The sequence below is a fragment of the Arthrobacter psychrochitiniphilus genome (assembly GCF_003185915.1).
Classification (GTDB): Bacteria; Actinomycetota; Actinomycetes; order Actinomycetales; family Micrococcaceae; genus Specibacter; species Specibacter psychrochitiniphilus.
Window position 1 is genome coordinate 96,614 of record NZ_QHLZ01000009.1, and the last position, 24,902, is coordinate 121,515.

Here is a 24,902-nt window from a genome sequence, read left to right on the forward strand (position 1 = left end):
GAAATAGGCATCCGGCCTGTCCAATCCCAAGGAGCCGGGAAATCTTCGCCGTTTGCTGACCGGGGCCCGCTTTCTCGTCGTGGGCTCGGCGCTGGAGCAGCACGCGGCATCTGTGTTTGGCTTGGGCCGGAGACTCTGGATTGGCCCCAGACTTACCGCCGTCCTTGCCCTGTGCAGAGGCTGAGCCACTGGCGACCTGACCCACTAGCGACCTGCCCCACTATCGACCTCAGACTAGTGCGCCCCCACATTCGCGTGGTCAACATCAACGGGGCAGCCATTCTCATCGCCTGGGGCCTGACGATGCGCACCGGCCTATGGATGAAGTGTATCTATCAATTGCAAAACCTCGCCGGCACCTTCATCACCCCCGTCTAACCGGAAACCAATTAGAGGATTTCATTATGAACACCACCCCCACCCGGCGCTCCTTCCTAAGACTGTCCGTAGCCGCTACAGCCATAGCCGCACTCAGCGCCTGCACTCCCCCACCGGCGGCATCCGGAGCGAACCGGATCCTGCCCACGGATCCGTTGATCGCAGACTTCGAAGCCGCCCGGGTCACTTCCGGGAGGACCATCAGCGCAACGCTAGCACCGGCACCACTGACCACCACGCTGGCTAGTAAAACCATCTCCACCGCCGGGTATAACGGCGCCCTCGTGGCGCCCACCCTGCGCGGCTCGGTGGGCGACCAACTCAACGTCACCATTGCAAACAAACTCAGTAACGGCACCAGTGTGCACTGGCACGGCTTAGCCCTGCGTAACAATGACGACGGCGTTCCCGGCCTGACCCAAGACGCCTTCGCCCCCGGTTCCCAGAACAGCTACGACTTCAAACTGCCCCACCCTGGCACCTACTGGTATCACTCGCATGTGGAAATGCAGCGCGAACAAGCCCTCTACGGGGCGCTCATCATCGACGATCCCAACGAGACACTTGTCTATGACAAAGAATGGGTAATCGTCCTAGACGACTGGCTCGACGGCGTTACCGGCACTCCCGATGGTGTTCTGAAGGAACTTTCCCAAGGCGTGAGCACAGGTATGGGAGGGGGCGGCATGCCCATGAGGCACATGCTCATGGGGACCTCCAGCGAATTCTTGGGCGGAGACGCGGGCGACGTTGCCTACCCCTTCCATCTTTTCAACGGCAAGGCCCCGGAACACCCGGAAACATTCGTGGCCAAATCGGGCGAAAGAGTCCGTCTGCGCATCATCAACGCCGCCGGGGATACCGCCTACCGTGTGGGGATCCCAGGTCAGCAGCTGACCCTAACCCACACCGACGGGTTCCGCATCAAGCACATCGAGGTGGACGCCGTCGTCCTCGGTATGGGTGAACGCATCGATGCCCTCATCACCGTCAAGGAAGGCTTTACTGCCCTTCTCGCTCTGGCAGAGGGGAAAGGACAAATGAGCTACGGGCTCATCTCCACCGGTACTGGGACCGCGCCTACCTGGGAGTCCCTGCCTGGCACCCTGAGCGGCACCGTGGTCGACGGCGGCCAACTCACCGCAGACCCCTCCGTGACACTGCCCGCCAAGAAACCCGACCGGACTTACGAACTGCGCCTGACGGGCGGAATGATGAAGTACGACTGGGGCATCAACGGCCACCGATTCGACATGACCAAACAGTTTGAGAACGCTTTCGACCTCAAAGCTGGAGAACGGGTGGAAGTGAAGTTCATCAACGAAACCATGATGTGGCACCCCATGCACATCCACGGTCACACGTTCCAAATCGGGACTGACGGGTCGCGGAAGGACACTGTCATCGTCCGGCCCAAGCAGACTGTGACCGTCCAGTTCGATGCCGACAATCCCGGCCAGTGGCTCTTCCACTGCCACAACGCTTACCACGCCGAACGTGGAATGATGGGTGTTTTCTCCTACCTCAGCTAACATCCAACCATCATGAATCCCACAATACCGACCACTGTGTGTGGGGCGTACCCGCAGGCTGGTTGAAACAGGACTTCTGGCAGGATCAAGCGGTAACCAGGCACAACTTTGTTGAACCGGCATTGAAAATTCTAAGAAGTGGGAACCACAAAACTGAGCTGTGCCGCAAACAATAAGACCCAAGCCTCGGAGTCGGGACAGCTCAAGGATGCACCGGTAAGTGCGCGCTGGGAAACAGATTAGTACCAAAGAGTCTCCGCTTGTGACTCAAACTGCTGCTGTTGAAACCTTGGCTGCACAATTTGCTCCGATAATGGTGCTCAGCCAGCCAGCTTTGCGAGCACACGAGTGAAGGCTATGAACCTGTACTAAGTATTTCTGGTCCACTTCATCTGCTATTTTGAGCGCATGAGCGAACTAGTGGGCTTCCATGACAATGAACCGCACACACCTAATATCGCCGGACGCCTAAACTGGTTGCGGGCCGGTGTCCTCGGCGCCAACGACGGCATAGTATCCGTCGCCGCCACCGTCGTGGGAGTCGCCGGCGTGACCAACTCACCCACCCCCATTCTTGTCGCTGGAATCGCCGCACTGGTTGGCGGCGCTGTTTCCATGGCATTAGGTGAATACGTGTCCGTGAGCAGCCAGCGGGACAGCCAACGGGCCCTTATCGAGAAGGAACGCCGCGAACTGGCTGAAGATCCTGAAGCTGAATTGGCGGAACTCACCGAGATCTACCGCACCCAAGGCCTCAGCGAAGCCACTGCAACACAGGTGGCCCTTGAGCTCACGGCCCACGATGCTTTATCAGCACATCTGGCCGCTGAACTTAACATCAGCCAGCATGAAGAAGTCAGTCCATGGCAGGCAGCTTATGCCTCGGCAGCCGCATTTACTGTTGGCGCAATCCTGCCCCTGATAGCCATCTTGCTTCCGCCAGCGGGCTGGCGGATCCCGGTGACATTCTTGGCGGTACTATTCGCCCTCGCCCTGACGGGAACGGTGAGTGCTTCCATCGGAGGCAGCTCCAAAACCACCTCTGCACTGCGCCTAGTAGTTGGCGGCGCCCTGGCACTCGCGGCGACCTACGGAATCGGCACCGCCCTCGGCGCAAGCGGAATCATCTAAACACCCCCCAAGACTGTCCAGATGTTGCCTAGACGTATCCGTCTGGCTCTTCTATTCCCGGAACTGATGGCCGGATTGCTGCGGCCACCGTTGGTGGAATGCAGGGCCAAGGGATAGCCCCAGTCATCGCGGACCAAAACAGTGGGCAATAGTTCGGTGCACAGCCCCCGCCCGTCGCACCTGGTCCAGTCGATGTGAAGTGTTTCGGTCATGTTGTCCTCCTGGTTTGCCTCAGGCAGGCTCCCCTGCCGGCATGCTGGTGAATGACGCGCGAGATCTTCCAAAAATTCGCTTTACCGTTCGGCCCGCACACCCGTTCCCACGCCGTGGAAGGTCACCATCAGGGTGCCAACAGTTCATCAATGTCAAAAGGTTTAGCCAAATAGTCCTCCGCACCGCTGTTCAGCCCTCCAACACAGTCTGCAGGATCACTCAGGGCCGAGAGGATGAGCGCCGGCGTAGCTTCTTAGCAACGGACATGCGATGGCTGAACCAAGGTCGGCAACAGTGAGAGCGTTAGTGCAGTTGGCTGTGGCGAGGAAATCCGACGGCGCAAAGCACGTCCCTGGCCTGAAGAAGGAAGCGCGGTGTTCATTTCCGGTTTCTCCCCCGGGAGATGGCAAGACCACGGCCAGCGGGAAGAGATTCAGCATGATGCGCAACAAAACGTTGCCCCATGGGGCGGTTGCCACACATGAGCCAAGATAGTTTCCCGGGGTGATCGACATTGGCACTGCCGCGTTAACTGATTGACAGCTCTGGTGACATAGCTTACGCTGAGCGCATCCGGCCACTACCGTGAACGGTCCAGCCATATTGTTGTGGATTATATGCCACAGTGAATTGGGGAACCTCGCATGAAAAATCGCATTGCTTCGTTCGGGATTAGTCTCCCTGAAGCGTGGGCGCTTGATGACTGCGGGCGAGGTTCCCGGACGTCCCAACCCTTTAGCGGATCGTCATCCGTGGCCTCAGCTGTACGTTCTATCTCGCACCGTTCGAAGACCATTGCCATAGACTGGACACCGGCGTGAGTCGCATCGTCGTTGTCGAGGATGAGCCCATCCTCGCCCGGCTCCTAGGCCGAATCCTCAGCGGAGCCGGCCACACGGTCACGGTGGCTGGCACTGTAGCTGATGCCCTCAAAACCATCAGGACTGTTGACCCGCACTTGATCATTTTGGATCTGGTGTTGCCAGATGGCCGCGGCGAGGATGTTCTGGCCGAACTAATGCAATCCCGTCCTGCGAGTCAGGTTTTGGTGCTCTCATCCATGACACAGGTGGCTACCCGGGTGGGTGTTTTGGAGGGCGGTGCGGTGGATTTCTTGGCCAAACCGTTTGCCAACGCCGAACTGTTGGCCCGGGTTCACGCCCGCATTCGAACGGCCGCCCCGCCCTTAGCAGTCCCCCGCTACCTTCGAAGAGCTGGCGTCGAGATAGATGTCCAGCAACGCGAGCTCGTCTCTGATGGGCGCCGCATCTCACTAACCCAACGCGAGTTCGTGCTCCTAACCCACCTCCTTCAGCGGGCGCCCGAGACATGTACCAGGGCCGAGCTTCTTGAGCGCGTCTGGGGCACCAGCTACGACACCGGGACAAACGTGGTTGACGTCTGTGTGCGCCGGCTGCGATCCAAACTCTCACAGGACCAAATTGAAACGGTGCGTAATGTTGGATATAGGATCGCGATCTAAAGCAGTCCTCGCCGCCGCGTGGGTGGTGTTCGCGGGCGTGAACTGTTACCTCACCTTTGTGCTGCCTGGCAAGGAAACCATCCCCTTTCATCTGGTATGGGCTAGTTTCGCGCTGCTTTACGGACTCTGCCCGTGGCCACGGCGTGCCACCATGATTGCCTTCTTCGTTGTCACAACAGTGACTGGTGCAGCCCTGGTGGGCCATGCCATTGCAGGGAACATCGAATGGGAAGAATGTACCGAGATCTTCTTGATGGCCGGTATTATGGCGCTGTTGATCTGGCATGTTAACCGTCAGTGGAATTCTCAGTCCCAACTGCGCGCACTGCAGCAGGCTGACCGCCACCGCAGTCAACAGCGGGAAAATGCCGCTCGGTTCGGTTCGCATGAGGTACGCACGCGCCTGACAATCGCTAGGGGCTACGCGCAACTCATCGCCGATCAGTCCACCGAGCCGACGGTGCGCGAGGACGCCGAGCTGGTGGTAGCCGAGCTCATTAAGGCGTCAGCGTTGGCAACCAACTTACTAACCTTGGTCCGGGTTGTGGAGCCGCCGAACACCGAGCCGGTCGACGTCGACAGGATGCTGGCCGTGATCTTGCGCCGATGGGCTATCACCGCCGACAGGAATTGGAGTTCCCGGAGTGAAGCTGGCACCGTCCTGGGCGACAATGAGCGGCTCGAGGCAATAATGGACTGCCTGATCGAGAATGCGGTCAGGTTCACCGGCCCAGGAGACACCATCGCTGTAACAGCCGACCCCCTAGGCAGCGAGCTGGTGCTGACTGTCAGCGATACCGGAGCAGGCATCCCAGAGGCGGATCTGGGCTCCATTTTCGAGGTCTTTCAGACCGGGTCCGCTGCCGGCGAGCGAGCTGGGAGCGGTTTGGGTCTGGCCATCGTCAAGACCGTCACGGAGGCCCGTGGCGGCACCGTCTCCGTGGCCAGCACGCTTGGCCACGGCACCACATTTACCTTGCGGTTACCGCTACTATCTGTGCCGCCATCCCCGCTTGGGAAAACCGTCTCAGCCTCGGCTGACCCTGATCCCCTTGATGAGTCGGTCAATTTACTCAGCTGAGATTGGGACCTTCACGAGTACACAGGTCTGACTCCTGGTGCCTCCCCACGGCTGGGCACCGGCACGGTTCACTTTGCCACCACCACATCAATCACGGCCGCGGGCTGCTCGAGCTCGTTGATTCGGACGGCGACTGTGATTTTCCACATTCCAGCGACTGGCAGGTCAATTTCTGCTTGGTAGCTTCCCACCGTCTCCCGTGGTTTGACTGTGGCAGCCAGCGGTCCAAGGCTCTGGTTTGGTTCCGCCACGCTTACCTGAGGCAGACTGAAGGGACTAAGAGGATCCCCACCAACGTCAGTGATGGTAAAAAGCAATACGTTCGTACCCGCCTTACCAGGGCTGAAGGTGCCGGTGAGATGCCCAGTTCCAAGGTCCACGAGTATTTCAGTTCCTGACGGGTCCAGCACCTCGAGCGTCCGCGGATTCTGCAACGTCAGTGCTGAGGTGAGCCCAAGCACCATCACTATCCCAATAGCCTCAAGACGCACGGCAAGGGCTAAGCGGGACCAAGCTTTTCCCTTAATTCCCTCGTTTACCAGACGTGGCAGAAGCCCAAAACGGTTCCATGCCGCAAATCCTCCAATCACAGCCACGATTGCCAACTTGACCATCAACAACCGACCGTAGGAACTTCCCACAAGAGTTGCCACCGAACCAACCATCACCACGGCCATGATTGTCCCCGAAATGCCCAGCAGCACCACCAGTCCTCCAGCCAACGTGGAGAATCTGCCCAAGACCATGGCGGCCAGTGCAGGGTCACCTTTGTGCCGCCGGGCACGGGCTAGATGCAGTACCAGTCCTACGAGGCCGCCTAGCCAAACTGCTGCCGTCGCGGCGTGAACCAGGTCCGAGCCCATCACCAGCCAGCCGGGTTCGTACGCCTGAGTGTGGCCGATGGGTAGAACAGAGAACAGAGCCACACCTGCCCCCACCGTTGCCGTCCAGCTAGAGCCCGCTCCCGGAATTCTGGATGCCAACAGCATCAGCAGTACCCCGGCAAGGGCAAAGACAAGGGTTAACCCCTGCCCCCCGGACCACCCGATTCCCCAGACGGCTGGATCAGCCAGATCTCCAAGACCCGAACCTCTCTCCCGCACCGCGCTGAGGGGCACGAGCAAGGTGTAGGCGCTGATGGCGAGGAATCCAGCCACCCAAGGTAGTGGACGAGCCGCCACAGTGGTCCGGGCAACGAAGAGATCGAAAGCCGTGAGTCCTATAAGGACGAACAAACCCAGATAACCAAAGGCGTTGAGTACTCCGTAGAGCAGGTCCACCCCTCCGGAGGCATCCGGGACGACAGCCGGAACCCCTGCGCCGGCCCTCCCGACGCTGAACGAGAGCACACCGGAAATGGGATGGGAGTCATCTGAGATGACGCGCCAGCTGAGCCTGTAGCTACCGTTGGCAAGTTTTGGCGGCAGGGTAGCCGTGACCGTGGCGTCCAGTTGGTCTACCTGCAGGATTTGGTGTCCGCCACTGCTTTCGTAGAGCTGGAAACTGTCAAGGACAGGGGCCACGGTTTCGCCGAAAACAAACTCCACCGAAGCGGGAGCTCTGGTGAGGGTTGCGCCATCGGCAGGCAGGGAGTACAGCAGCGCTGCGTGCGCCAAGACGGGCGTGGGTGGGACCACCAAAGCGAGCGACAGCATGGCGAACAGCAACGCGAGCAAGCGGCGGGCATTTAGTTTCGGTGCCCTAACTTTCTGCCAGCGCATTTGACGGGATGGTTCTCTGAGCACGATCGTCTCCTCGTCCTGTATGACTGAGCCCATGCAGGCAGCGTACCCCGCCGCCCAACCCACACGTGCGGGTTGGGCGGCGGGGTACGCTGCAGTGGTGCTAGTTGCCCGTTGTGAAGCTCCAGGTCACGGGTGCCAGCAGGTTGCCTGCAGCATCCTTGATCCCGTTGCCCAGGGTGAGCGTGTACTTGGTGTTCGCCAACAGTGTGCCTGTCGGGTTCAGCGTTGCCACCCTGGTTGTTCCGGAGTAGCTGACGACTGACGGGAAGACGGCGCCGTTGGAGCTCCGCTTGATGGTGAAATTCCCGTTGGCCGCGGCCGTGGCGGGCAATCCTGTGACTGCCTCGCTGAAGGTTGCGGTGATGTTTGCTGTCCGGCTGACCCTGGTGGCGTTGACCGCAGGGGTTCTATTTGTCACCGTTGGGGCGGGACCGGTGATGAAGGTCCACGTCTTGGCGGTGAGCGGGTTGCCTGCCACGTCCTTGACCGCGTTGCTCAGAGACAAGGTGTAAGTCTTATCGCTGACCAGTGGCGCGTCAGGAGTCAGTGTGGCAACCCTGGTGGTGGCGTTGTAACTGACCTTCGAGGCGATGGTTGCCGTTCCCAGCTTCAGGGTGAAGTTGGGGGTGCTGGCAGCGGTGGTGGGCAGGCCCGTCACCGCTTCGCTGAAGGTGGCACTCAACGGGGTCCGTTTGGTGGCCGTTCCCAGTCCAACACCGGTGGCTCCGGCGGCAGGATTAGTGCTGGTCACCGTTGGGGCGGGACCGGTGATGAAGGTCCAGCTTGTCGCTGCCAATGAACCGCCTGAGACGCTCTTGATGGCCGTGGTCAACGAGAGGGTGTAGGGCTTGTCAGTGGCCAAGGCCGACGTTGGAGTCAGGGTTGCCGTTCGCGTTGCCGCGTTGTAGCTCACCGAGGCCGCAATAGCCGTGGTGCCTTGCTTCAGTAGGAACGTGGAATTGCTGACGCCCGTGACAGCCTCGTTGAAAGTGACTGTTGGCCGGACGTTGTTCGCCACGCTTGTGGCACCAGCTGCAGGGTTCTGGCTGGTCACCTTAGGGACTGTGACAACGGTGGTGGCAGTGAGCACAGGCACTGACACGGTGTTTCCGGCCGCGTTCCAGGCTGTCACCCTGTAGGCGTATTCTCCGGTACCGGCGGTCTTGTCGGTGTACGTGGTGACGTTCGCCAGTGTGGCAGCAATCTGGGCGTACGTTCCAGCAGTTCCGTTGGTAAGCGGCGCACGCTCAATTTTGTAGCCGATCTCGTTCTTCGCATTGCCCCACGTGGTTGGATCCGTGATCGAAACCGGAGTCCCATCAGTCCAGCTCAACAACACCTCATTTGCGGCTCTGGTGAAGCTCAGTACAGAAGCATCAGCCAGGGTGCGTGGCGTGCTGACCGCAATGGGCCTCATCATGTCCATTTCCTCGTGACTGAGGATGTGGCAGTGCCACACATATTCCCAGCCGAAGTTGGTCATGACATTAGTGATGGGATCGATCGGGTTGCCGTTGGTGTCGGTGTTGTTGAACCCTGCCTCGTAGCCATTCACGCCGGTGATGGATCCTTTGGCGCCCAGAGGCATCATCGGGTTCAATGGCCGGTTGCTGTCCGGGATGGCGAACGGGAGTTTCGGCAGGATGGGGCGGACCGCCACGATGGTGTCCTCCAATGGGCTGACACGCACGGTATCCTTCCAGCCGATTTCGCCAGGTTCAGGCGGAATGATGATGTTATCCCACGTGACCCTGTTGAGCAGCTGCACGTCATTGAGGTGGAAGTGCAGCGGGTGGGTGTCCACACCATTGTGGGTGATCTTCCAGATCTGTGTACCATCAGCGTTAGTGGATATGGGTGCCACCTTGAGGCTGTTGATCCCCTTGGTGCCATCTAGTAATTCCGTGGCAGGGTTAACGTACGGGTAGAGAATTATGTTTTGCAGAAGCGGAGTTGCCCCTGGCGCCTCCAACCCGATGTTGCCGCTCATGCGCCCCCACTCATCAAAGTTGGCCGCATTCATCTCATCGTGGACACTCTTGCCCTGTATGGGAACACTGAGCTGCGGGCCAGCCAAGGTATCAAACTTGAACTGCTCGCCTCCCTGCTCGGCGATGCGGGCGAAGCCGTCGCACTTCGCTGCGGGGTTAACCGCTGCGTTGCAGTAACCGCTACCAACAAACGTCGATCCGTATGCTTGGTTGTAGGCGGCTTGGCCTACCACAACGGGGTTCTGACTGGACTCAAAAACTCCGGCGGGTTTTCCCGCTGCATCGGTGTGGTGATCGAACGCCGCCATCAGCTTGCCCATCTGGTCAGCCGTGGTGTTCGGCCGGTCGAAAGCAAGCGCAGGTGCTGCGTTCGAGACCTTGACCTGCATGACTGAACGAGTGTCAGGCCCGTAGCCAGGCAGAGTAGAGGGTGCGCCAGCCGGGAACATGTCCGGTGCACCGGTGTAGTAGTCGTAACCTGGGATCCGGCCCGGGAAAGCGGCAGGAGCATCGTTGTAGAGGATCAATGTCTTACCCCTGTAGGCAGAGAAGTCAACGATCACATCGGCCCGTTCTGCGGGCGCGAGCAGCAGCGAGTGCTGGTCCACGTTGCCCACATCGAATCTGGTGGCGTCGGTGATGAACGTTGTCTCATGGGCGGGAACCACTGCCGGGGTAGGTAGGAAGCCCCCCTCGTTGCCGATCTGGATCCAGTCGGGGCCCTTGGGGCTCTTTGCGGTGTCCGGAGTAGGCATGACCACCGGGTCTGTCTGCGCCAAGGAGAGCTCGCTGGCCTTCAGGGCAACCTCGGTGCCGGTTGCGGGATCGGCCACGTACCAGGAAAGGTTCCAGAACCTATCGTCGGAGCCATTGAGGATCCGGAAACGGTAGGACTTGGGGTCCATGGTGGTGGTGGGGTACGCGGTACCGTTCACAACAGGGGTGTCGTGGAAGGCCTCCATGCCTACTGAGTTGTTCGGTGTGGACGGGATCAGGGCAGGCTCACAGAAGTCGGCCACGTTCGTGTCGCAATCAGGTTCGTAGTATGGGTTGGCAATGGGCGGGTATTTGGCGTCTTTGGCCGGTGGCCAGAACCACGGTCCGTAGAACCAGCGGCCGAATGCGCTCATGCCGCTGGCGTCGCCGGGATTCTGGGCGGGCATGTAGACGTGCGGCTGCCAGAGGTTGCCTTCGCCTCCCCACTTGCTCTTATCCCATGTGGGGTCCAGCTGGGCCATCCTTGTTGCGCTGGGCACAAAGGTCTTGTCCTGGATGGTCAGTGGGATCCCCATTCCGAGCCCTTCAAGAGCTCCTCCGGGGGCCATCAGCTTTTGCTCGGCGTCGTCAGTGATCATGTAGCCTGCTTCTTCACCGGCGTACACGTTCAAGCGGGTGATGCCCCACGCATGGTCGTGGTAGAACATCATTCGGGCGCTCTGCTGATTGGTGTAGAAGAACGTTTCGGCACCGGGCCCGGGGTCCGGCATGTCCGGGACGTTGCTGACGCTGACGCCCTTGGGATACGCGGTGTTCTCACCGGTTGGGGTGACCCACTGGTGCGGTGTGCCGTCGCTGATCCACGGGGTAATGCCTCCGTGCAGGTGCAAGGTGGCACGGTTTTCAGAGAAACACGTGTCCGGTTTCGGCGTCTCCCCGCACATGGGATTGCGTACACCGTCCAGAACGCTTTGCTCGTCTGCCGCCATGTCTTCGGGAACCTTGGTGACGGGGTTGAGAGTCATCATCTTGGGGCCCGCACCTGCACCCATCACCGAGGTGTCGACCGGCAGGAACAGATCGCCGCCTTTACCGGTGGGGAGGAGATTACGGAACAGAACACGGACGGGCTTGTTCTTCGTGGCGAGTATGGTTGGGCCGAGGTAATGCGGGTTGTCCACGCCGTTGAAGCTGATGGGGCTGTCGGGGAGAGCCGGGTCAATGTTGGCGTTGCCGAGGGTTACGTTCTTACCCGGGACAACGCTGGTTGAGAGCTGGACATAACCGCGAAGAAGGGTGGCCGGCAGATCACGGTGGAACTTCATCCGGTACTGCACCACTGCTATTTCGTAATAGTCCGTGCCTGGGTAGGTGGTGGTGTCGGGCACTGCGACCGGAATGTACTGACCTAGGTCGTTGGCATTTGCCTCGCCTTGGCCTGGCAGTGTGTCCACGAACTTCTTGATTCCGGGGGTGAGGTACCCGGCGCCGGGTGTGGTTACAACGATCTCGGTGACTGAGCCCTTGACAGCAACTTTGGCTGTTCCGCTGGCGCCCTTGTCGGCAACGCCCACGGTGTCTGCAATGGTCACGGTCGGCGCTGAGAGGTAGCCTGCACCACCGGAGGTCATGTCGATCCGGGTGACGCCAATGGTGGCCACAACCGTGGCCCGCGTTGTGGGTTCGGTCTTACTGGCATCCGTGACGGTTACCGTTGGAGCCGCGGTGTAGCCACTGCCGGCGACGGCTATTTCAACGCCGGTGACTACGCCATTGGCGTCCATGGTTGCGCTGGCAGTTGCCTGCACGCCGTCGGACAGGTCAGGCTTGGAGATGTTTACCAACGGCTGGGCTGCATAGCCCTTGCCTCCGTCGGTCAGTTTCAAGTCATCAACTGTACCGCTGGCCAGCGCCGTTGCCTCCGAGCCGGGAGCAGGGTCGCCGCCTGTCAGAGTCACTGTGGGTGCGGTGAAGCCGTAACCCGTCTCGTTGACGTCTATGCCGGTGATGACGCCGGTGGCGATCTTCGCGGTGGCCTTAGCCACTGTGGTGGGGGTGACTCCGGCAGTCGTGATTGTCACCGCGGGCGGAACCGCGTAGCCGGCGCCTGGGCTGGTTACGCTCACACCTGAGATGGCTCCGGTCTTCGGGTCCACCGAGGCCGTTGCCTCGGCCCCCGTTCCCGGGTCGGTGATGGTCGGTGTGACATCAGCACCAAAGGAATAAGTGCGGTCGTGGGAGAAGTCCGGATAGTTCGTAGCTCCCAGCTTGATCGCCGAGTCCTTGGCCGGGGGAACGTTGGCGGCCATCGTCGTATCGCCGCTTGCTGGCGTGCTCAAGGTGTCACCGTTGGCGGGAGCTCCGGTGTCCACCGGAATCCCCTGCCCGTAAAAGCCGATCACGTCGTTTTTCTGTACAGTCACAGCTGGCACGGAGTAGGTTGTGACCTCTCCGGTGGTCACGGCTGGTACCGGAACCTGCAGCTGGTCGCTGGCGTATACAACTGTGTATTCTCCCGCAGTGCCGGTAGGTCGCAGCACCAAGGCGTGGAACAGGTTGCCAGCTGAGGTGGTTGGACTCCCGCCAGCATTGCCCTGGTTCCAGCTCTGGAAGTCGTGGAGAGTGCCAGCGGGCAGTTTCGTATGGTCAAGGACCACCAGTACCGGGCCTAGTGTGCCAGTTGGCTTAGCGTAGTCGGTGGCGTAACTACGCTCGGTCAGCGGGTTGCCATACAGGACCGGGGTGGGGGTTCCGACGCCGATGCTCACCATTGCGTCTGCCAGAGTTTGCGGGCTGTTTGCCCAGTTAGGGTAGGGCCCGAAGTAGTGCGGCACTTTCGTCGAATCGGTGGCGCTCGAGGGGACCGCGGCCTCCGCAGCAACGGGACCGGAGAAATTGTTCAGTCCTCCCAGCGGTCCCATGCTGCCGGCCAGCAGAGCGAACGTCAAAATGACGGCCGGTCTGCGCAATCGGCGCCTCGGGGCCCGGTGGAAGGGGTGGTGGACGGGTGTTTGCATGATGATTCCCCTAACAAACGGAGCACGGGATTCCGGGCTATATGTGACGAGTCTCATCCAGCACGCGTCAGAAGGGGCTGTTTATGACACAAGTGTCATCTAGGCACGCGCTCTACCCAATAATGTCTACACAATCGATGCCGTACTGGGGTTCAGGCCCCGTTAGCCAAAGTTGCACGCAACAGTACTGAATAAGGAGCTCGATGATTGCTTTTTTCAGGGATACAGCTAATGGTTCTGCCATGCCGACCAAGTCTGCGACCGTTTTTATGGAGGAAAAAGTTAGGGCTGGCTAAGGGTCTTCTTAGGTGGACAGCCATGAGCGTGCCCCGGTTATCTAAGAACTTGGCGCGGTGCGACGGACTCCCACAACCGCCGTCCCAGATCCGCATCATGGGATGGCAGAACTGCTCATTTTGTTCCTTGTCACCGTCCCAGGACGGAGGATAATTGAGATTAGAGGTTATTCCACTGCTTCCATGCATCGGGCAGAGGACATAAATGAGCGTTGGGGCTGACGGTGGTGGGAAGGTCACCATGCTGTGGAGGGCGAGCACTCGGGAGTTGTCATTGGGTGGGGTGGCCGTTGCCCTGCTGTTGATCAGTGCGTGCAGCGCTCCCCCTCAAGCTCCCGCGCCGTCGCTGCCCTCTTCCGTTGCGATATCCACGGCAACGGTAACCTCCGCTGCCGCCCCCGGGCCATCCAACTCCACGCCATCCAACTCCGGGCCATCCAACTCCGCGCCATCCACCCCCGGGCCATCCGCGAGCACCGTCGGTGCCAGCGGCGATGAGCCTGAGAGAGGCAGCGGGGCGAACAACGGCAGCTCACTCGCCTGGGTGCCTCCGGGTCCAGTTGACCCCACCGATCCCCCGCAAGCTCAGTGGTATGTGTTGCTGCAGAACAAGGACTGTGCCGGCTTGGACATGGCCGTCAGCCCACGCAAGGCCAGTAGTGCTGATGGATTCGCCCTGTGGAGTGCCGTGAGCTCAATCTGCCGTGCCGTCGAGCAAGGCGACGCCTCCGGATGGAGGGACGCTGCAACTAGGCTGTCCGCATTGATCCAGCCTGGCCCTGAACGGTGCCTGGACAGGACAGCCTACAACCTTGTGGCATCATTTCTCGCCGCGCACGCCCAAAACCCCACAGAATCTCCGCCGCCATGGAATGGGTCCAGCACAGCGTGCCCGTTGGGCTTAGCCGGGCTGGATGCCCTCGACGGCCAAGGACCCACGGGCAGGCCCTCGAGTGGACTCGCTGGCGGCCGGTTCCAGCTGGCCGGGCGCTTTGTGGACGTAGTCACGGTGATGGTTGGCGGTCAGCCGGTGGGGGTCGAGGCAGACCCTGCACGGCCGGGACGCTGGATGGTGGTGATTCCCCCGGCCGCCGTGGCAGGCCAGGTCCAGGTGACGGCCGCCGGTTCTGGCGGACCGATCCCCGGCTCTCTGACATTCACATACCTCCGGGATCCGGAGGCAACCACCGCGCCTGAGCCACCACGTGGCAGTTCCACCACCACGCCAAACATTGCCAGCAGTACCCCGCAGACATCAAAAGGCAGTGGCTGACGGGTGCCAACCGAAGTGAAAGCTCAGGCCATGGGGCCGGGCGACGGCGCAGGACCCGACGGTCCGGGAGTTCCACTGAGCAACCTAGTGAGCTCAGGGGCGTCACCGCCACTGCCGTGGATGGCGGTCTGCAGGTACTGAGCAAGCGCACCCATTTCCTCCGATGAGCCCCGGGTGGGGCCTGCGAACCACAATTCCCCCCTCGGGCTAGCCAATACCCGCCTCCAGTAGGCAACAGCGAACGCCGCCGGCAAACGCAGGTAGAGGGCCCGCAGATTAGCCGGGACCTGCGTGTTTCCGCTAGCCTGCAGGGCCCGGAAAGCCTGAGCTGTGGCATGCACCATCAAGCGCAGAGTTTCCCTGTCGGCAGCCAACCGGGGCGCATCAGTGCCGAACTTGTACAGTGCGTAGGCCATGGGGACAATGAAGGCGGCGTGAGCCAGAAGCCAGCCGGGCATATCGGTGGCGATCGCGGCCGGAAAACCGGCTTCTTCCATCACTTTTTTCAGGCCCAGCGTGCGCTGCGAAATAGCGCCGCCCGGCTCAGCCAGCATTGTCTTTTGCTGTTTGATCAGGACATATCGGGTTATTGCCCCGTCTTGGACGCCGCCAGCGGCCGGGAAGCCCAGCAAGACACGGCCGCCCAGTGCCTGGACAAGCTGGCCTTCGAGCCCAGCGGTGTTACCCATAAACAACACGTCGGATCCGTCGTCCATGATGCCCAGCACCGGCAAGGCGCTTGTGAGCTGCCCTGCCCGGACAGCGACCACTACGACGTCGTACCTGTCTTCCACGCCAAGCGCACCTATTGCCCTGATTGGCAATGCGATTTGCTCCCGTGACTCAGAGTCAGCCACAACCAGCCCTGCATCTTGGAGCTGAGCCAGTCTCTGGCCGCGGGCCAGCATCACCACCTCGTGTCCGGCGCCCATCAGCTTTGCCGCGTATACACTGCCGATCACTCCGGCTCCCAGCACGAGAATCCTCATGAGCTGTCCCTTTCCTCAAGCGACACTGTCAAAACCACAGGCGGCCCGCCTCCCGGCGTCGTTTCCCCAGCCAAACCCCGCAGGGCCCACAAGCTTAAGGTGTTAATTGCCACAGTATGCCTGCCGGGCGCGGAGTTCCACCATCAATTCCGGCCCAATCGACGCTCAATAGTGTCTTCCAGGAACCCGCGTACCCACTTCGCGTGCACTTTGGAACCTCGTGGTGGTTCTCAGTCCTTTGGGCTGGTTTCTAGCGTTGCTGCTGCGGCATGCACACCCATTCCTCTAAGCTCTGTCGCCCCCGAGCAACTGACATTGGTCAGATCGTCGACGCCGGTTGTCCTGGCGCGCCCGGGGTCCTTTTCGGTGGCATGAATAAGGCCGAGACACACGCCGCGGTGGAACTTATCGAAGCCGCCAATCCGGAACTGGTGCGCGCCGCGGTCCAGACGCGGATGAAGAGTGCCTTACCTGAAAATAGCAAGCTCAAACCCACAACACGTAGACGCCCAGTCCCCATTGGCTTCTATGAGCCGCCAATCGAACGCGGCATTCCTTGCGATGGTCGGCCAAGGACCGGTTCCGCTTACCTGCGAGCGCTACCGCACCGGCATCCAACGGGAACCGGCACGTGCGGCAGCCCGGCGTCGAGCTTCATGTTCTTGACAAGCTGGGGGCGGGGCATCCTGGGCGGGCGCCGAATCCGGACCAATATGACCAAAAGTCCCCTTGTGGTTACCAATACGACCAAAAGATTGATGGCGGGCCCGAACGAACGGAACATGAAAATAGAACCGCAAAGTGTTCCAGATCACAAGGGAGTGAATCATGTTCCGTTCTTCACCGCTCAATTCAGGGTCCGTCAGCCGCCGCCAGGCACTGGGTTTCGGCGTCCTCGGCGCAGCTACCCTCGCAGCAGCGCTAACCGGATGCGGCAGCACCAACGCCGACAAGCCGGCCGCCAACGCCGTCCCCGAAGGCTTCCCCAGCTACTATCCCGCCGACTACTCGAAGATCGTGGACGCGTCGAAGGCCGAAGGTGGCAAGCTCACCATCTACTCCAACACCGATCAGGAAAACTGGGCACCCATCCTGCGGGATTTCAAGGCCAAGTACCCGTGGACGCAGGTCTCCGCCGACAACCTGGACAGCGACGAGGTGTTCCAGCGCCAGTTGAGCGAGATGGCGACGGGCAAGGCACCCGCGGACATGCTGGTCTCCAACGCCGTCCAGGCATGGGCCAGCTATGGAGAGAAGTCGGACACCCTGATGGAGTACGACTCCCCCGAAACCAAGCAGCTTCCGGACTACGCACAGCTAATGCCGAACGTTTGGGCCATGTCATTGGACCCGGTGGGCATCGCTTACAACACCGCGCTCATGAAGGAGGCACCCACCAGTATTGCGGGCCTGGCCAAAACTGTCACCGCGGATGCGGCCGGCTACAAGAACAAGATCACCACGCGCGATGTGAAGGGTGCATGGGGCTTCACCGTCTCGCATGCCTTCGCCGAGGGAAGCTCCGACGCATGGACAGGTCTGGACGAGATTCTGCCCTCCGCCCGGCCGGAATCATCCTCCGGAACCCAGAAGGAAAAGATTCTATCCGGCGAATACGTGGCCGGGTTCTTCATCAGCTCCGCCGTGGGTTACCCCGCGGAAAAAGCCAGCGGCGGGCTGGTCAAGTTTGTTCTGCCCACCGACGGGACGGTGGTGCTGGGCCGCGGCATCGGCATCACCCCGAAGGCCCCCCACCCGGCCACGGCCAAGCTGTTCTTGGACTTTGTGCTTTCCGAGACCGGCCAGAACGCCGTTGCCGAAGGAGGGCTCAGCTCCTACCGCGACAACGTGGAACTCAGCGAGGGCCGCCACACGTACCAGGAAGTGGAAAAGCTGGCCGGTAAGGACGGCATCATCCGCGTCCCCTACACCATGGTGCCTGATGCCGAAGTCACAGCCTTTGTTTCCAAGTGGAACGCGCAGCTGGGCAGCTGACACCCTCCGAGATCTCTCCAGCGACCAGGCAGGCCAAGCAATGACCATCACCCGCACCAAACGTGCAACCTCGCATCCGGTTGGCCGTTCCACCCTGCCAGCGCCGAAATACCCACGGGTCTTCGGCGTCGACAGGGGCCGGATCGTGCAATACGGCGTATTCATCCTTTTGGCGCTTTTTGTGCTTGCGCCAATTGTGCCCATCCTCTACCAGTCCTTCCGCGACCGGCCTCTCTACGAAGCCGGCGGGCTCCTGACGCCTAGCAACTATACGCGGCTGTTCACCGACGCCGGCTTCGGCCAGGTCATCTTGAACACGGCCATCTTCGCCGTCGGCACCACCGTGCTCACCCTCCTGATCGCCATCCCCATGGCGGTGTTGGTGGTACGCACCAAGCTCCCGTTCGGGCGGCTGCTGGGCCTGTCCATGCAATGGCCGTTCTTCATCTCCACCCTGATCCTCGGCTTCGGCTGGATCACCCTGTACGGCCCGGCCGGATTCATCAGCGTCCAGGTCCGCCAGTTCCTGGGCTTTCTGCCATGGAACCTGTACTCGCTGGGCGGCATGGCGGTCACCGAGGCCGTGGGCCTGGCCCCCATCGCCTATGTTTTCTGCGCCAACGCCCTGCGCCAGTCCGACGCATCATTGGAAAGTGCCGCCCGCGTCTGCGGCGCCGGACCCCTGCGCATCCTGTTCAAGGTGGTGGTGCCGATGCTGCGTCCGCCCATCGTCTACAGCTCCATCCTGGTGTTCAGCATGTCGCTGGAAACCCTCAGCGTACCGCTGCTTTACGGCACACCCGTGCGGATCGAGGTGTTCTCCACGTTCCTGTACACCAACGGGCTGCAGTCCATCCAGCCCGACTACGGCATCCTCGGCGCGGCCTCCACCATCATCCTGGCCGTCACCATCGGCACCGTCGCCATCCAGGCCAAGGTGCTCAAGAACGCCCGGCGCTTCATCTCCGTCAGGGGCAAGGCAACGCGCCCCCGGCTGCTGGACCTGGGCAAGTTCAAGTGGGTGGCCGCCGTCGCGATCGTCATTTACATTGTGTTCGGCGCCTTGCTGCCCATTCTGGGTCTGGTGTTCCGCTCCTTCACCATGATCTTCACCCCGCTGGCGAACCCGTTCGACTCGCTGACGCTCTCCAACTACGAGCGCGTCTTCACGTTCCCGGTCTACGTCCAGTCCATCACCAACAGCGTCATCATCGCCGCCGTGGGCGCAACGCTCGTGAGCATACTGGCACTGCTGGCCGTCCTCGTGGCACGCCGCTCACCGTTCAGGTTTGCCCGCAGCGTGGAGTACCTGGCCTTGATTCCGCAGGCCATGCCCGGCATCATCGTGGGCATCGGCTTCTTCTGGGTCTTCGCGCTCATGCCCGGCGGCGGTCTGGTGCAGGGCACCCTGATGGCGGTCATCATCGCTTTCGGACTGCGTGCACTCCCGACGGCGTTCGGCTCTATTGCCCCGGCCGTCATGCAGATTGGCCACGAGCTCGACGACGCCGCCCGCACCTCGGGTGCCGACTGGTTCGGTGCCTTCTTCCGCATCCTGCGCACGTTGTTAAAGCCGGCTTTTGTGGGCGCGCTCATCCTGGTCTTCGTGACCATGATGAAGGAATACTCCGCCGCGCTGTTCCTCTCCTCTGCCAACACCGGCGTCATCGGCACCACCATGCTCGACCTCTGGGTCCAAGGCAACACCGGCTCCGTTGCCGCCCTGGCCACCATCCAAATTGCCATAACCGCAGTGTTCGTCGCCGTGGCGAACCTGTTCATGAAGGGACACTCCGATGCCTGAAGTACACGTAAAGGACCTGCACAAAAAGTTTGGCGACGTTACCGTGCTGAACGACATCAATTTCACCATCAAGGAAGGTGAGTTTTTCACGCTCCTTGGCCCCAGTGGCTGCGGGAAATCCACCACACTGAACAGCATTGCCGGACTAGAATCCCCTACCTCGGGCTCCATCACCGTGGGCGGTGTGCCGTTCGTTGACACTGCGCACAAACTGTATGTTCCCACCGAGGAACGCAACTTGGGCATGGTGTTCCAGTCCTACGCCCTCTGGCCGCACATGACGGTGGAACAAAACCTGGTGATGCCGCTGGCCATCCGCAAGGTCTCCAAGGAAGAGAAGGCTTCCCGGATTTATGAGGCCCTGGACACCGTGGGCCTGGCACATCTGAAGGACCGCTTCCCGCACCAGCTCTCCGGCGGCCAGCAGCAGCGCGTGGCCCTGGCCCGCGCACTGGTCTACTCGCCATCGGTCCTGCTCCTGGATGAGCCACTCTCCAACCTGGATGCCAAGCTGCGCGAACAGTCCCGGGCCTGGCTCAAGCGCCTGCAGGTGGACCTGGGCATCACCACCGTTTATGTGACGCACGATCAGGACGAGGCGCTCTCACTCAGCGACCGGATCGCCGTCATGTTTGAGGGCAAGATGGCGCAGATCGGCACTCCTGCTGAAATCTATGAAAAGCCCGCCACAGCCGCCGTCGCCGCCTTTGTGGGCAGCTGCAACTTCTTCACCGGTTCCTTGACGGCGATCAGCGGCGGCACGGCGACCGTCCGCCTCGACAACACCGGGCTGGAGGTCAAAGTGGCCAGCACCCTGGCCTTGAAGCCAGCCGACGCCGTCACGGTGGCCGTCCGCCCCGAACGCCTGCGCATCACCTCCTCCTCCGATGCCGCCGGCACCAACGTGCTGGAAACCACCGTGCTGACCCGCTCCTATGTGGGCTCGCGTTACGAATACGGACTGAAGCTGGGCAGCAATGTAGTCCAGGTGGTCTCCCCCGTTGGGGACCTCGACGGCGGTGTGCGGCTGGTCTTTGAGCCCGAGGATGCGCTGTTGTACCCGGGCGCCGACGTCCCCTCGGCCGAAGCACAAGAACTCATGACAGTGGCGGCATGAGCCGCCGACCATGAATGCTTCCGGCCAGGCGCCCCGGCAGGTTCCCCGGCCTGGGCGCCTGGCCGTCATGCTAGTACTGGCGCACGCCGTCGTCATTCAGTCCATCACCTTTGGCATGCGCCCCACCCTCTCCTACGCCGTCCTGGATGCGGGCGGATCCCAGGCCCTCCTGGGCGTGCTGGTGGCGGCGTTTGCCGTGCCGGCGCTCATACTGGCATTGCCCGCAGGGCACATCATCGACCGCACCGGCGAGCGCGCTTCCCTGATCGCCGGCGCGGCGGCGCTGATCGCTGCAGTGCTGCTGGCGCTTCTGGGCGGCGGTGCGGTGCCGGTGCTACTGCTGGCCACCATGTTCCTTGGCGTGGGCCAACTGCTCTCCGTCATTGGCGAGCAGGCCATCGTGGCCAACACCACCAGCCGCGGGCAATTCGACTCCAAATTCGGCCACTTCACCTTTGCGTCATCACTGGGCCAAACCATCGGCCCACTGCTCCTGGCACTTCCGGGCGGCACTTTGGAGACACCGCCCATTCTGGCCATCTTCACGGTATGCGGCGCGCTGGCCGTGGTGTTGCTGGGCATTTCCTTGTTCATCAAAAGCTCGAAGCGGGCACCTTCCACGGGTCAACGTGCACGCATGCTCCCCTCGGTGGCGGCGCTGCTGCGCACCCCCGGAATCCTGCGGGCACTGCTGGCCGGCAGCCTGGTCCTTGCCTCCGTGGACCTGTTTCTGGCATACCTTCCGGCGCTCGGGCACGAACGCGGCATTGCTGCCGGAATGGTCAGCGCCATGCTCGTGGCGAGGTCCTTGTTCTCCATGTTCTCTCGGCTGTTCCTTGGTCCCATGGTGAAGGCTTTTGGCCGCCGATGCCTCATGGTGTGCAGCATTGCGCTGTCTTCCGTGGCGCTTCTTCTCTTTGCCCTGCCCCTGCAACTGTCCATACTGATCATGCTGGCTGCCATTTACGGCTTCGCCATTGGCACCTGCCAGCCCATCACCATGTCTTGGATTGCCGAGCTGGCGGATGCCGGCACACGCGGCCTGGCCATGTCGCTGCGGCTGGCCAGCAACCGGCTCGGCCAGACACTGCTGCCCACCGCACTGGGCGCACTATCAGCGGTGGCCGGGGTTGGCGGCGTCTTCATCGGCACCGGAATCATGCTTGCCGGGGCGGCTTGGTCAGGGGCCGCCGTCGGACAAGCCGCAGAAGAGGAGAGTGCCGATGAACCCGCAGGCTGAGCCCCAACCGCTCTCGCAGACCGCCGCCCGCAAACGCGGTCCCCGGCACATTTTCTGGCAAAATGGGGGAATGCGACGACGGATAACATTGCGGACCCAGCTCCTGCTGCTGCAAATGGTCATTGTCCTTATCACAGTGGTGGGCACCGGCGGCGTTGCCATCCTTACCCAGCAACACCAGCTCCGCGCCAATTATCAGGACCGGATGGTCGGCGTCGCACAATCGGTGGCCGAGAATCCAGTGATCGTTGAGGCCTTTAACACCCGCGATCCCAGCAGCATCATCCAGCCCATCACGGAGCTGATCAGCAAGTCCTCAGGGATTGCGTACGCGGTGGTCATGAACGCGGATGGCATCCGTTATTCGCATCCCGACCCGTCCAAGATTGGCAAGCATGTCTCCACGGATGCTGCAGAAGTACTCTCCGGGGACATCTTTGTGGGAACGCAGACGGGAACGATGGGCACGTCGTGGCGGGTCAAAGTACCCATTTTCAGTGCAGGGCATGCGGTGATCGGGGCGGTGTCTGTGGGGGTGCTGGAGTCGGACCTGCGTAATGAATACCTCTCCAATGCCACCTGGCTGTTCGTCACGATCGGGGTCGCGGCGATCTTTGGCGTGGTTGGCGCGGCGTGGGTGACCGCCGTGATCCGCAAGCGCATCTTCGGCCTGGAACCGGAGCAGATCGCTGGACTGCTGGAGGAGCGCGAAGCCATCCTGCATGGGGTGCGTGAAGGCGTGCTGGCCGTTGACAACCGCGGACGCATAGCCCTGATCAACGACGCCGCTGTGCATCTGCTCTCCCTCGGCGACAAGCCTGATGTAGTGGGCACACTGGCCCGGGAAACCTTGGACGGCTCCTTGGTGGAGCTGTTGAAGGACGACGGCGCTGAACAGTCACTCATACTCTCCGGCGAGCGGGTGTTGCTGGTGCGCCGGGACGTGTCAAAGATCGGCGGCCAGGAGATCGGCTCCATCCTCATTTTGCGGGACAACACGGACTTGCACGCGTTGCTGCGCGATCTCGACGGCGTGCAGGGCCTTGCTGACGGGCTGCGCGCCCAAGCACACGGCTTTGCCAACAAGCTGCACGTCATTTCCGGGCTGCTGGAGCTGGGCCGTGTGGAGCAGGCGGTCTCCTACATTTCGCATGAGCGCGCGGGCGGGGCGCTCACGCGGCTAGCCGGCCAGTCCGGTATCCGGGAGTTGGAAGTTGCCGCACTGCTACTCATGAAGCAGGTCCGTGCCGATGAACTCGGCATCGACATCACCATCGAGGACGCCTCTGCACTGCCGGCACTATCCGCGTGCGCCTCCGCGGAGACCCTGCGCGAGGACCTCCTCACGATCATCGGAAATCTGATTGACAATGCCGTCGAGGCCACGGGCTCTGGCGGGCGGATATCGGTACTGATGGCTTACTTGGCCGGCTCCGGTGAAGTTTCCATCTCAGTGTCCGACTCCGGGGAGGGCATCGCCCCCGAGTTGCGGGACCGTGTCTTTGCGTCCGGATACTCATCCAAGGCGGCCCTTCCGGGCGCCTTGTCCACCGGGCGCGGCATCGGCCTGACACTGGTGAAGCGGATCGCCGCCCGGCATGGTGGGGTTGTTGACATTAAGGAAGGGCTGGAAAGCACTAGAACCGGTGGCTCGTCCCCGAGCGGGGCCTTCGGCGCCCGAATCACGGTGTATCTGCCAGTCGACCCCGAGAACCTGGTGCCCGAACGGCTACTTGACGCCGAGCCGGTGGAGCCGGCATGAGCACAATACTGAGAGTTGTGATCGTCGAAGATGACATTGGCGTGGCGCTCATCAATCGTGAATTTGTTTCCTCCCACCAAGGCTTCACCGTAGTGGGAGTAGCTCACTCGGGCGGAGAGGCGCTAGAACTCATTGGACGCCTGAAACCTGATGTGGTCCTGCTGGACTTTTACCTTCCAGATTTCTCTGGCCTGGAGGTCCTTTCCCGGCTCAGCCCGGAGCTAGTGAGTTCCATGGAAGTCATCGCCGTCACGGCCGCCCGCGACGTGGACAGCGTCCGGCTTGCCAGGGCGCGGGGCGTGCGGCATTATCTGGTCAAACCTTTCATGGCGTCGGCACTCTTTGAACGGCTGGAGGAAGTGGCACAGCAAATCGACACCGTGCGGCGCAGCTCACGCGGCAGACTGCTGGACCAACGCAGCGTGGATGCGCTCATTGCCAGCACGGCCGAGCGCTATGCCCCGCCCCCGAAAGGCCTCTCCGAAGTCACGCTACAGCGGGTGCACCTGGCGCTGCAGGCGGCTGGCACTGATGTCTCGGCGGCTGAATTGGCGGAACTGGTGGGCATGTCACGGGTGGGTGTGAGGCGCTATTTGGAGCATCTGGTGGACATTGGCCGGGCCAGTCTCACACCGCGATATGGCGGCGGGCGGCCGGAGAACCGGTACAGCGCGGCGTCCTGACACTCGTGATCGGGCTCGCCTGCCTTGATCGGGAAAGTTCCATATCCCCCACACCGGGTCCGTCATTATCGGTGCCGGAAAGCTCCCTGCTCCACCGCTAGCCCACCATGATTTCTGGCTCACATCAGCATGGGAGCTGAGGACGTCACAGCAGCCGAACTCCCCGCCAGACTCCTAGGAGCACACTTTCCCAGTCAGGAGCCTCCAGTGGACCCTGACTGTTTCAGCGAGGACTTCCAATAGCGCAGAACTTTCAATAGCGCAGGACATGCCAGATGCAATACAGAGACCCCTCACGCGCGGCGCAAAGAGACCCACCGTTGCTGGCTCAGTTGCCACCTATGACGAGTCAAAGACGGGCTCTGCCGGGGAGCGCACGCCTGACGAAAATTTCTGATTGACGGTGTAGGCGGCGTTGGCACCTAGTAATTTCAGCGTAGTTTTCAGCAGCCAGG

General features: G+C 61.4%; 16 protein-coding genes. 12 read left to right on the forward strand and 4 right to left on the reverse strand.

Annotated elements, in window-relative coordinates; all coding sequences use genetic code 11:
• The first annotated feature begins 237 nt into the window (after positions 1-237).
• The 3 genes from CVS29_RS18520 to CVS29_RS14120 all read left to right on the forward strand — a co-directional run bounded on the left by CVS29_RS18520 (position 238) and on the right by CVS29_RS14120 (position 3,041).
• Positions 238-378, forward strand: coding sequence for a hypothetical protein (locus tag CVS29_RS18520; RefSeq protein WP_170120985.1), 141 nt, complete (start codon positions 238-240; stop codon positions 376-378).
• Between the two features lie 26 nt (positions 379-404).
• The gene (locus CVS29_RS14115; RefSeq protein WP_218868013.1) at positions 405-1,910 is read left to right on the forward strand and encodes a multicopper oxidase family protein; all 1,506 of its coding nucleotides are present in this window, start codon (positions 405-407) and stop codon (positions 1,908-1,910) included.
• A 408-nt stretch (positions 1,911-2,318) separates the two neighbouring features.
• A complete protein-coding gene (locus CVS29_RS14120; RefSeq protein ID WP_110106971.1) occupies positions 2,319-3,041 on the forward strand; it encodes a VIT1/CCC1 transporter family protein in 723 nt (240 codons plus the stop codon).
• Here the strand turns inward: CVS29_RS14120 and CVS29_RS14125 are convergent.
• Positions 3,038-3,253 carry a ferredoxin gene (locus CVS29_RS14125; RefSeq protein ID WP_110106972.1) on the reverse strand — a complete coding sequence of 72 codons (216 nt, stop codon included), beginning with the start codon at positions 3,251-3,253 and terminating at the stop codon, positions 3,038-3,040. The two genes, CVS29_RS14120 and CVS29_RS14125, sit on opposite strands and share 4 nt — an antisense overlap.
• An 818-nt stretch (positions 3,254-4,071) precedes the next feature.
• Here CVS29_RS14125 and CVS29_RS14135 point away from each other — a divergent pair.
• Positions 4,072-4,737, forward strand: a complete 666-nt coding sequence (locus CVS29_RS14135) for a response regulator transcription factor (RefSeq protein WP_110106973.1) — start codon at positions 4,072-4,074, stop codon at positions 4,735-4,737.
• A complete protein-coding gene (locus tag CVS29_RS14140; protein ID WP_110106974.1) occupies positions 4,712-5,818 on the forward strand; it encodes a sensor histidine kinase in 1,107 nt (368 codons plus the stop codon). The genes CVS29_RS14135 and CVS29_RS14140 overlap by 26 nt, the downstream gene beginning before the upstream one ends.
• A 68-nt stretch (positions 5,819-5,886) precedes the next feature.
• Here CVS29_RS14140 and CVS29_RS14145 read toward each other — a convergent pair whose 3' ends face one another.
• Complete coding sequence (locus CVS29_RS14145; protein ID WP_110106975.1) at positions 5,887-7,596, reverse strand: copper resistance CopC/CopD family protein; 1,710 nt, start codon at positions 7,594-7,596, stop codon at positions 5,887-5,889.
• A gap of 67 nt (positions 7,597-7,663) precedes the next feature.
• Positions 7,664-13,288, reverse strand: a complete 5,625-nt coding sequence (locus CVS29_RS14150; RefSeq protein WP_179442415.1) for an Ig-like domain-containing protein — start codon at positions 13,286-13,288, stop codon at positions 7,664-7,666.
• A 501-nt stretch (positions 13,289-13,789) separates the two neighbouring features.
• Between CVS29_RS14150 and CVS29_RS14155 the strand changes: the two genes are divergently transcribed.
• Entirely contained in the window at positions 13,790-14,857 is a 1,068-nt protein-coding gene (locus CVS29_RS14155; RefSeq protein ID WP_146213063.1) for a hypothetical protein, read from the forward strand.
• A gap of 23 nt (positions 14,858-14,880) precedes the next feature.
• Here the strand turns inward: CVS29_RS14155 and CVS29_RS14160 are convergent, their stop codons facing one another.
• Positions 14,881-15,846 (reverse strand): ketopantoate reductase family protein, encoded by a 966-nt coding sequence (locus tag CVS29_RS14160; protein WP_110106978.1) that lies wholly within the window; start codon positions 15,844-15,846, stop codon positions 14,881-14,883.
• Between the two features lie 828 nt (positions 15,847-16,674).
• Between CVS29_RS14160 and CVS29_RS14165 the strand changes: the two genes are divergently transcribed.
• The 6 genes from CVS29_RS14165 to CVS29_RS14190 are packed head-to-tail and all read left to right on the forward strand — an operon-like array spanning position 16,675 to position 24,447.
• Positions 16,675-17,841 carry an ABC transporter substrate-binding protein gene (locus tag CVS29_RS14165; protein ID WP_110106979.1) on the forward strand — a complete coding sequence of 389 codons (1,167 nt, stop codon included), beginning with the start codon at positions 16,675-16,677 and terminating at the stop codon, positions 17,839-17,841.
• 40 nt (positions 17,842-17,881) lie between these two features.
• On the forward strand, positions 17,882-19,645 hold the full coding sequence (locus tag CVS29_RS14170) for an ABC transporter permease (protein WP_110106980.1): 1,764 nt from the start codon (positions 17,882-17,884) through the stop codon (positions 19,643-19,645).
• On the forward strand, positions 19,638-20,762 hold the full coding sequence (locus CVS29_RS14175) for an ABC transporter ATP-binding protein (RefSeq protein WP_110106981.1): 1,125 nt from the start codon (positions 19,638-19,640) through the stop codon (positions 20,760-20,762). The genes CVS29_RS14170 and CVS29_RS14175 overlap by 8 nt, the downstream gene beginning before the upstream one ends.
• 10 nt (positions 20,763-20,772) lie before the next feature.
• A complete protein-coding gene (locus tag CVS29_RS14180; RefSeq protein WP_110106982.1) occupies positions 20,773-22,002 on the forward strand; it encodes an MFS transporter in 1,230 nt (409 codons plus the stop codon).
• Positions 21,986-23,764 carry an ATP-binding protein gene (locus CVS29_RS14185; RefSeq protein ID WP_110106983.1) on the forward strand — a complete coding sequence of 593 codons (1,779 nt, stop codon included), beginning with the start codon at positions 21,986-21,988 and terminating at the stop codon, positions 23,762-23,764. Before CVS29_RS14180 ends, CVS29_RS14185 begins: the two co-directional genes overlap by 17 nt.
• The gene (locus CVS29_RS14190) at positions 23,761-24,447 is read left to right on the forward strand and encodes a response regulator (RefSeq protein WP_110106984.1); all 687 of its coding nucleotides are present in this window, start codon (positions 23,761-23,763) and stop codon (positions 24,445-24,447) included. Before CVS29_RS14185 ends, CVS29_RS14190 begins: the two co-directional genes overlap by 4 nt.
• Positions 24,448-24,902 lie beyond the last annotated feature (455 nt).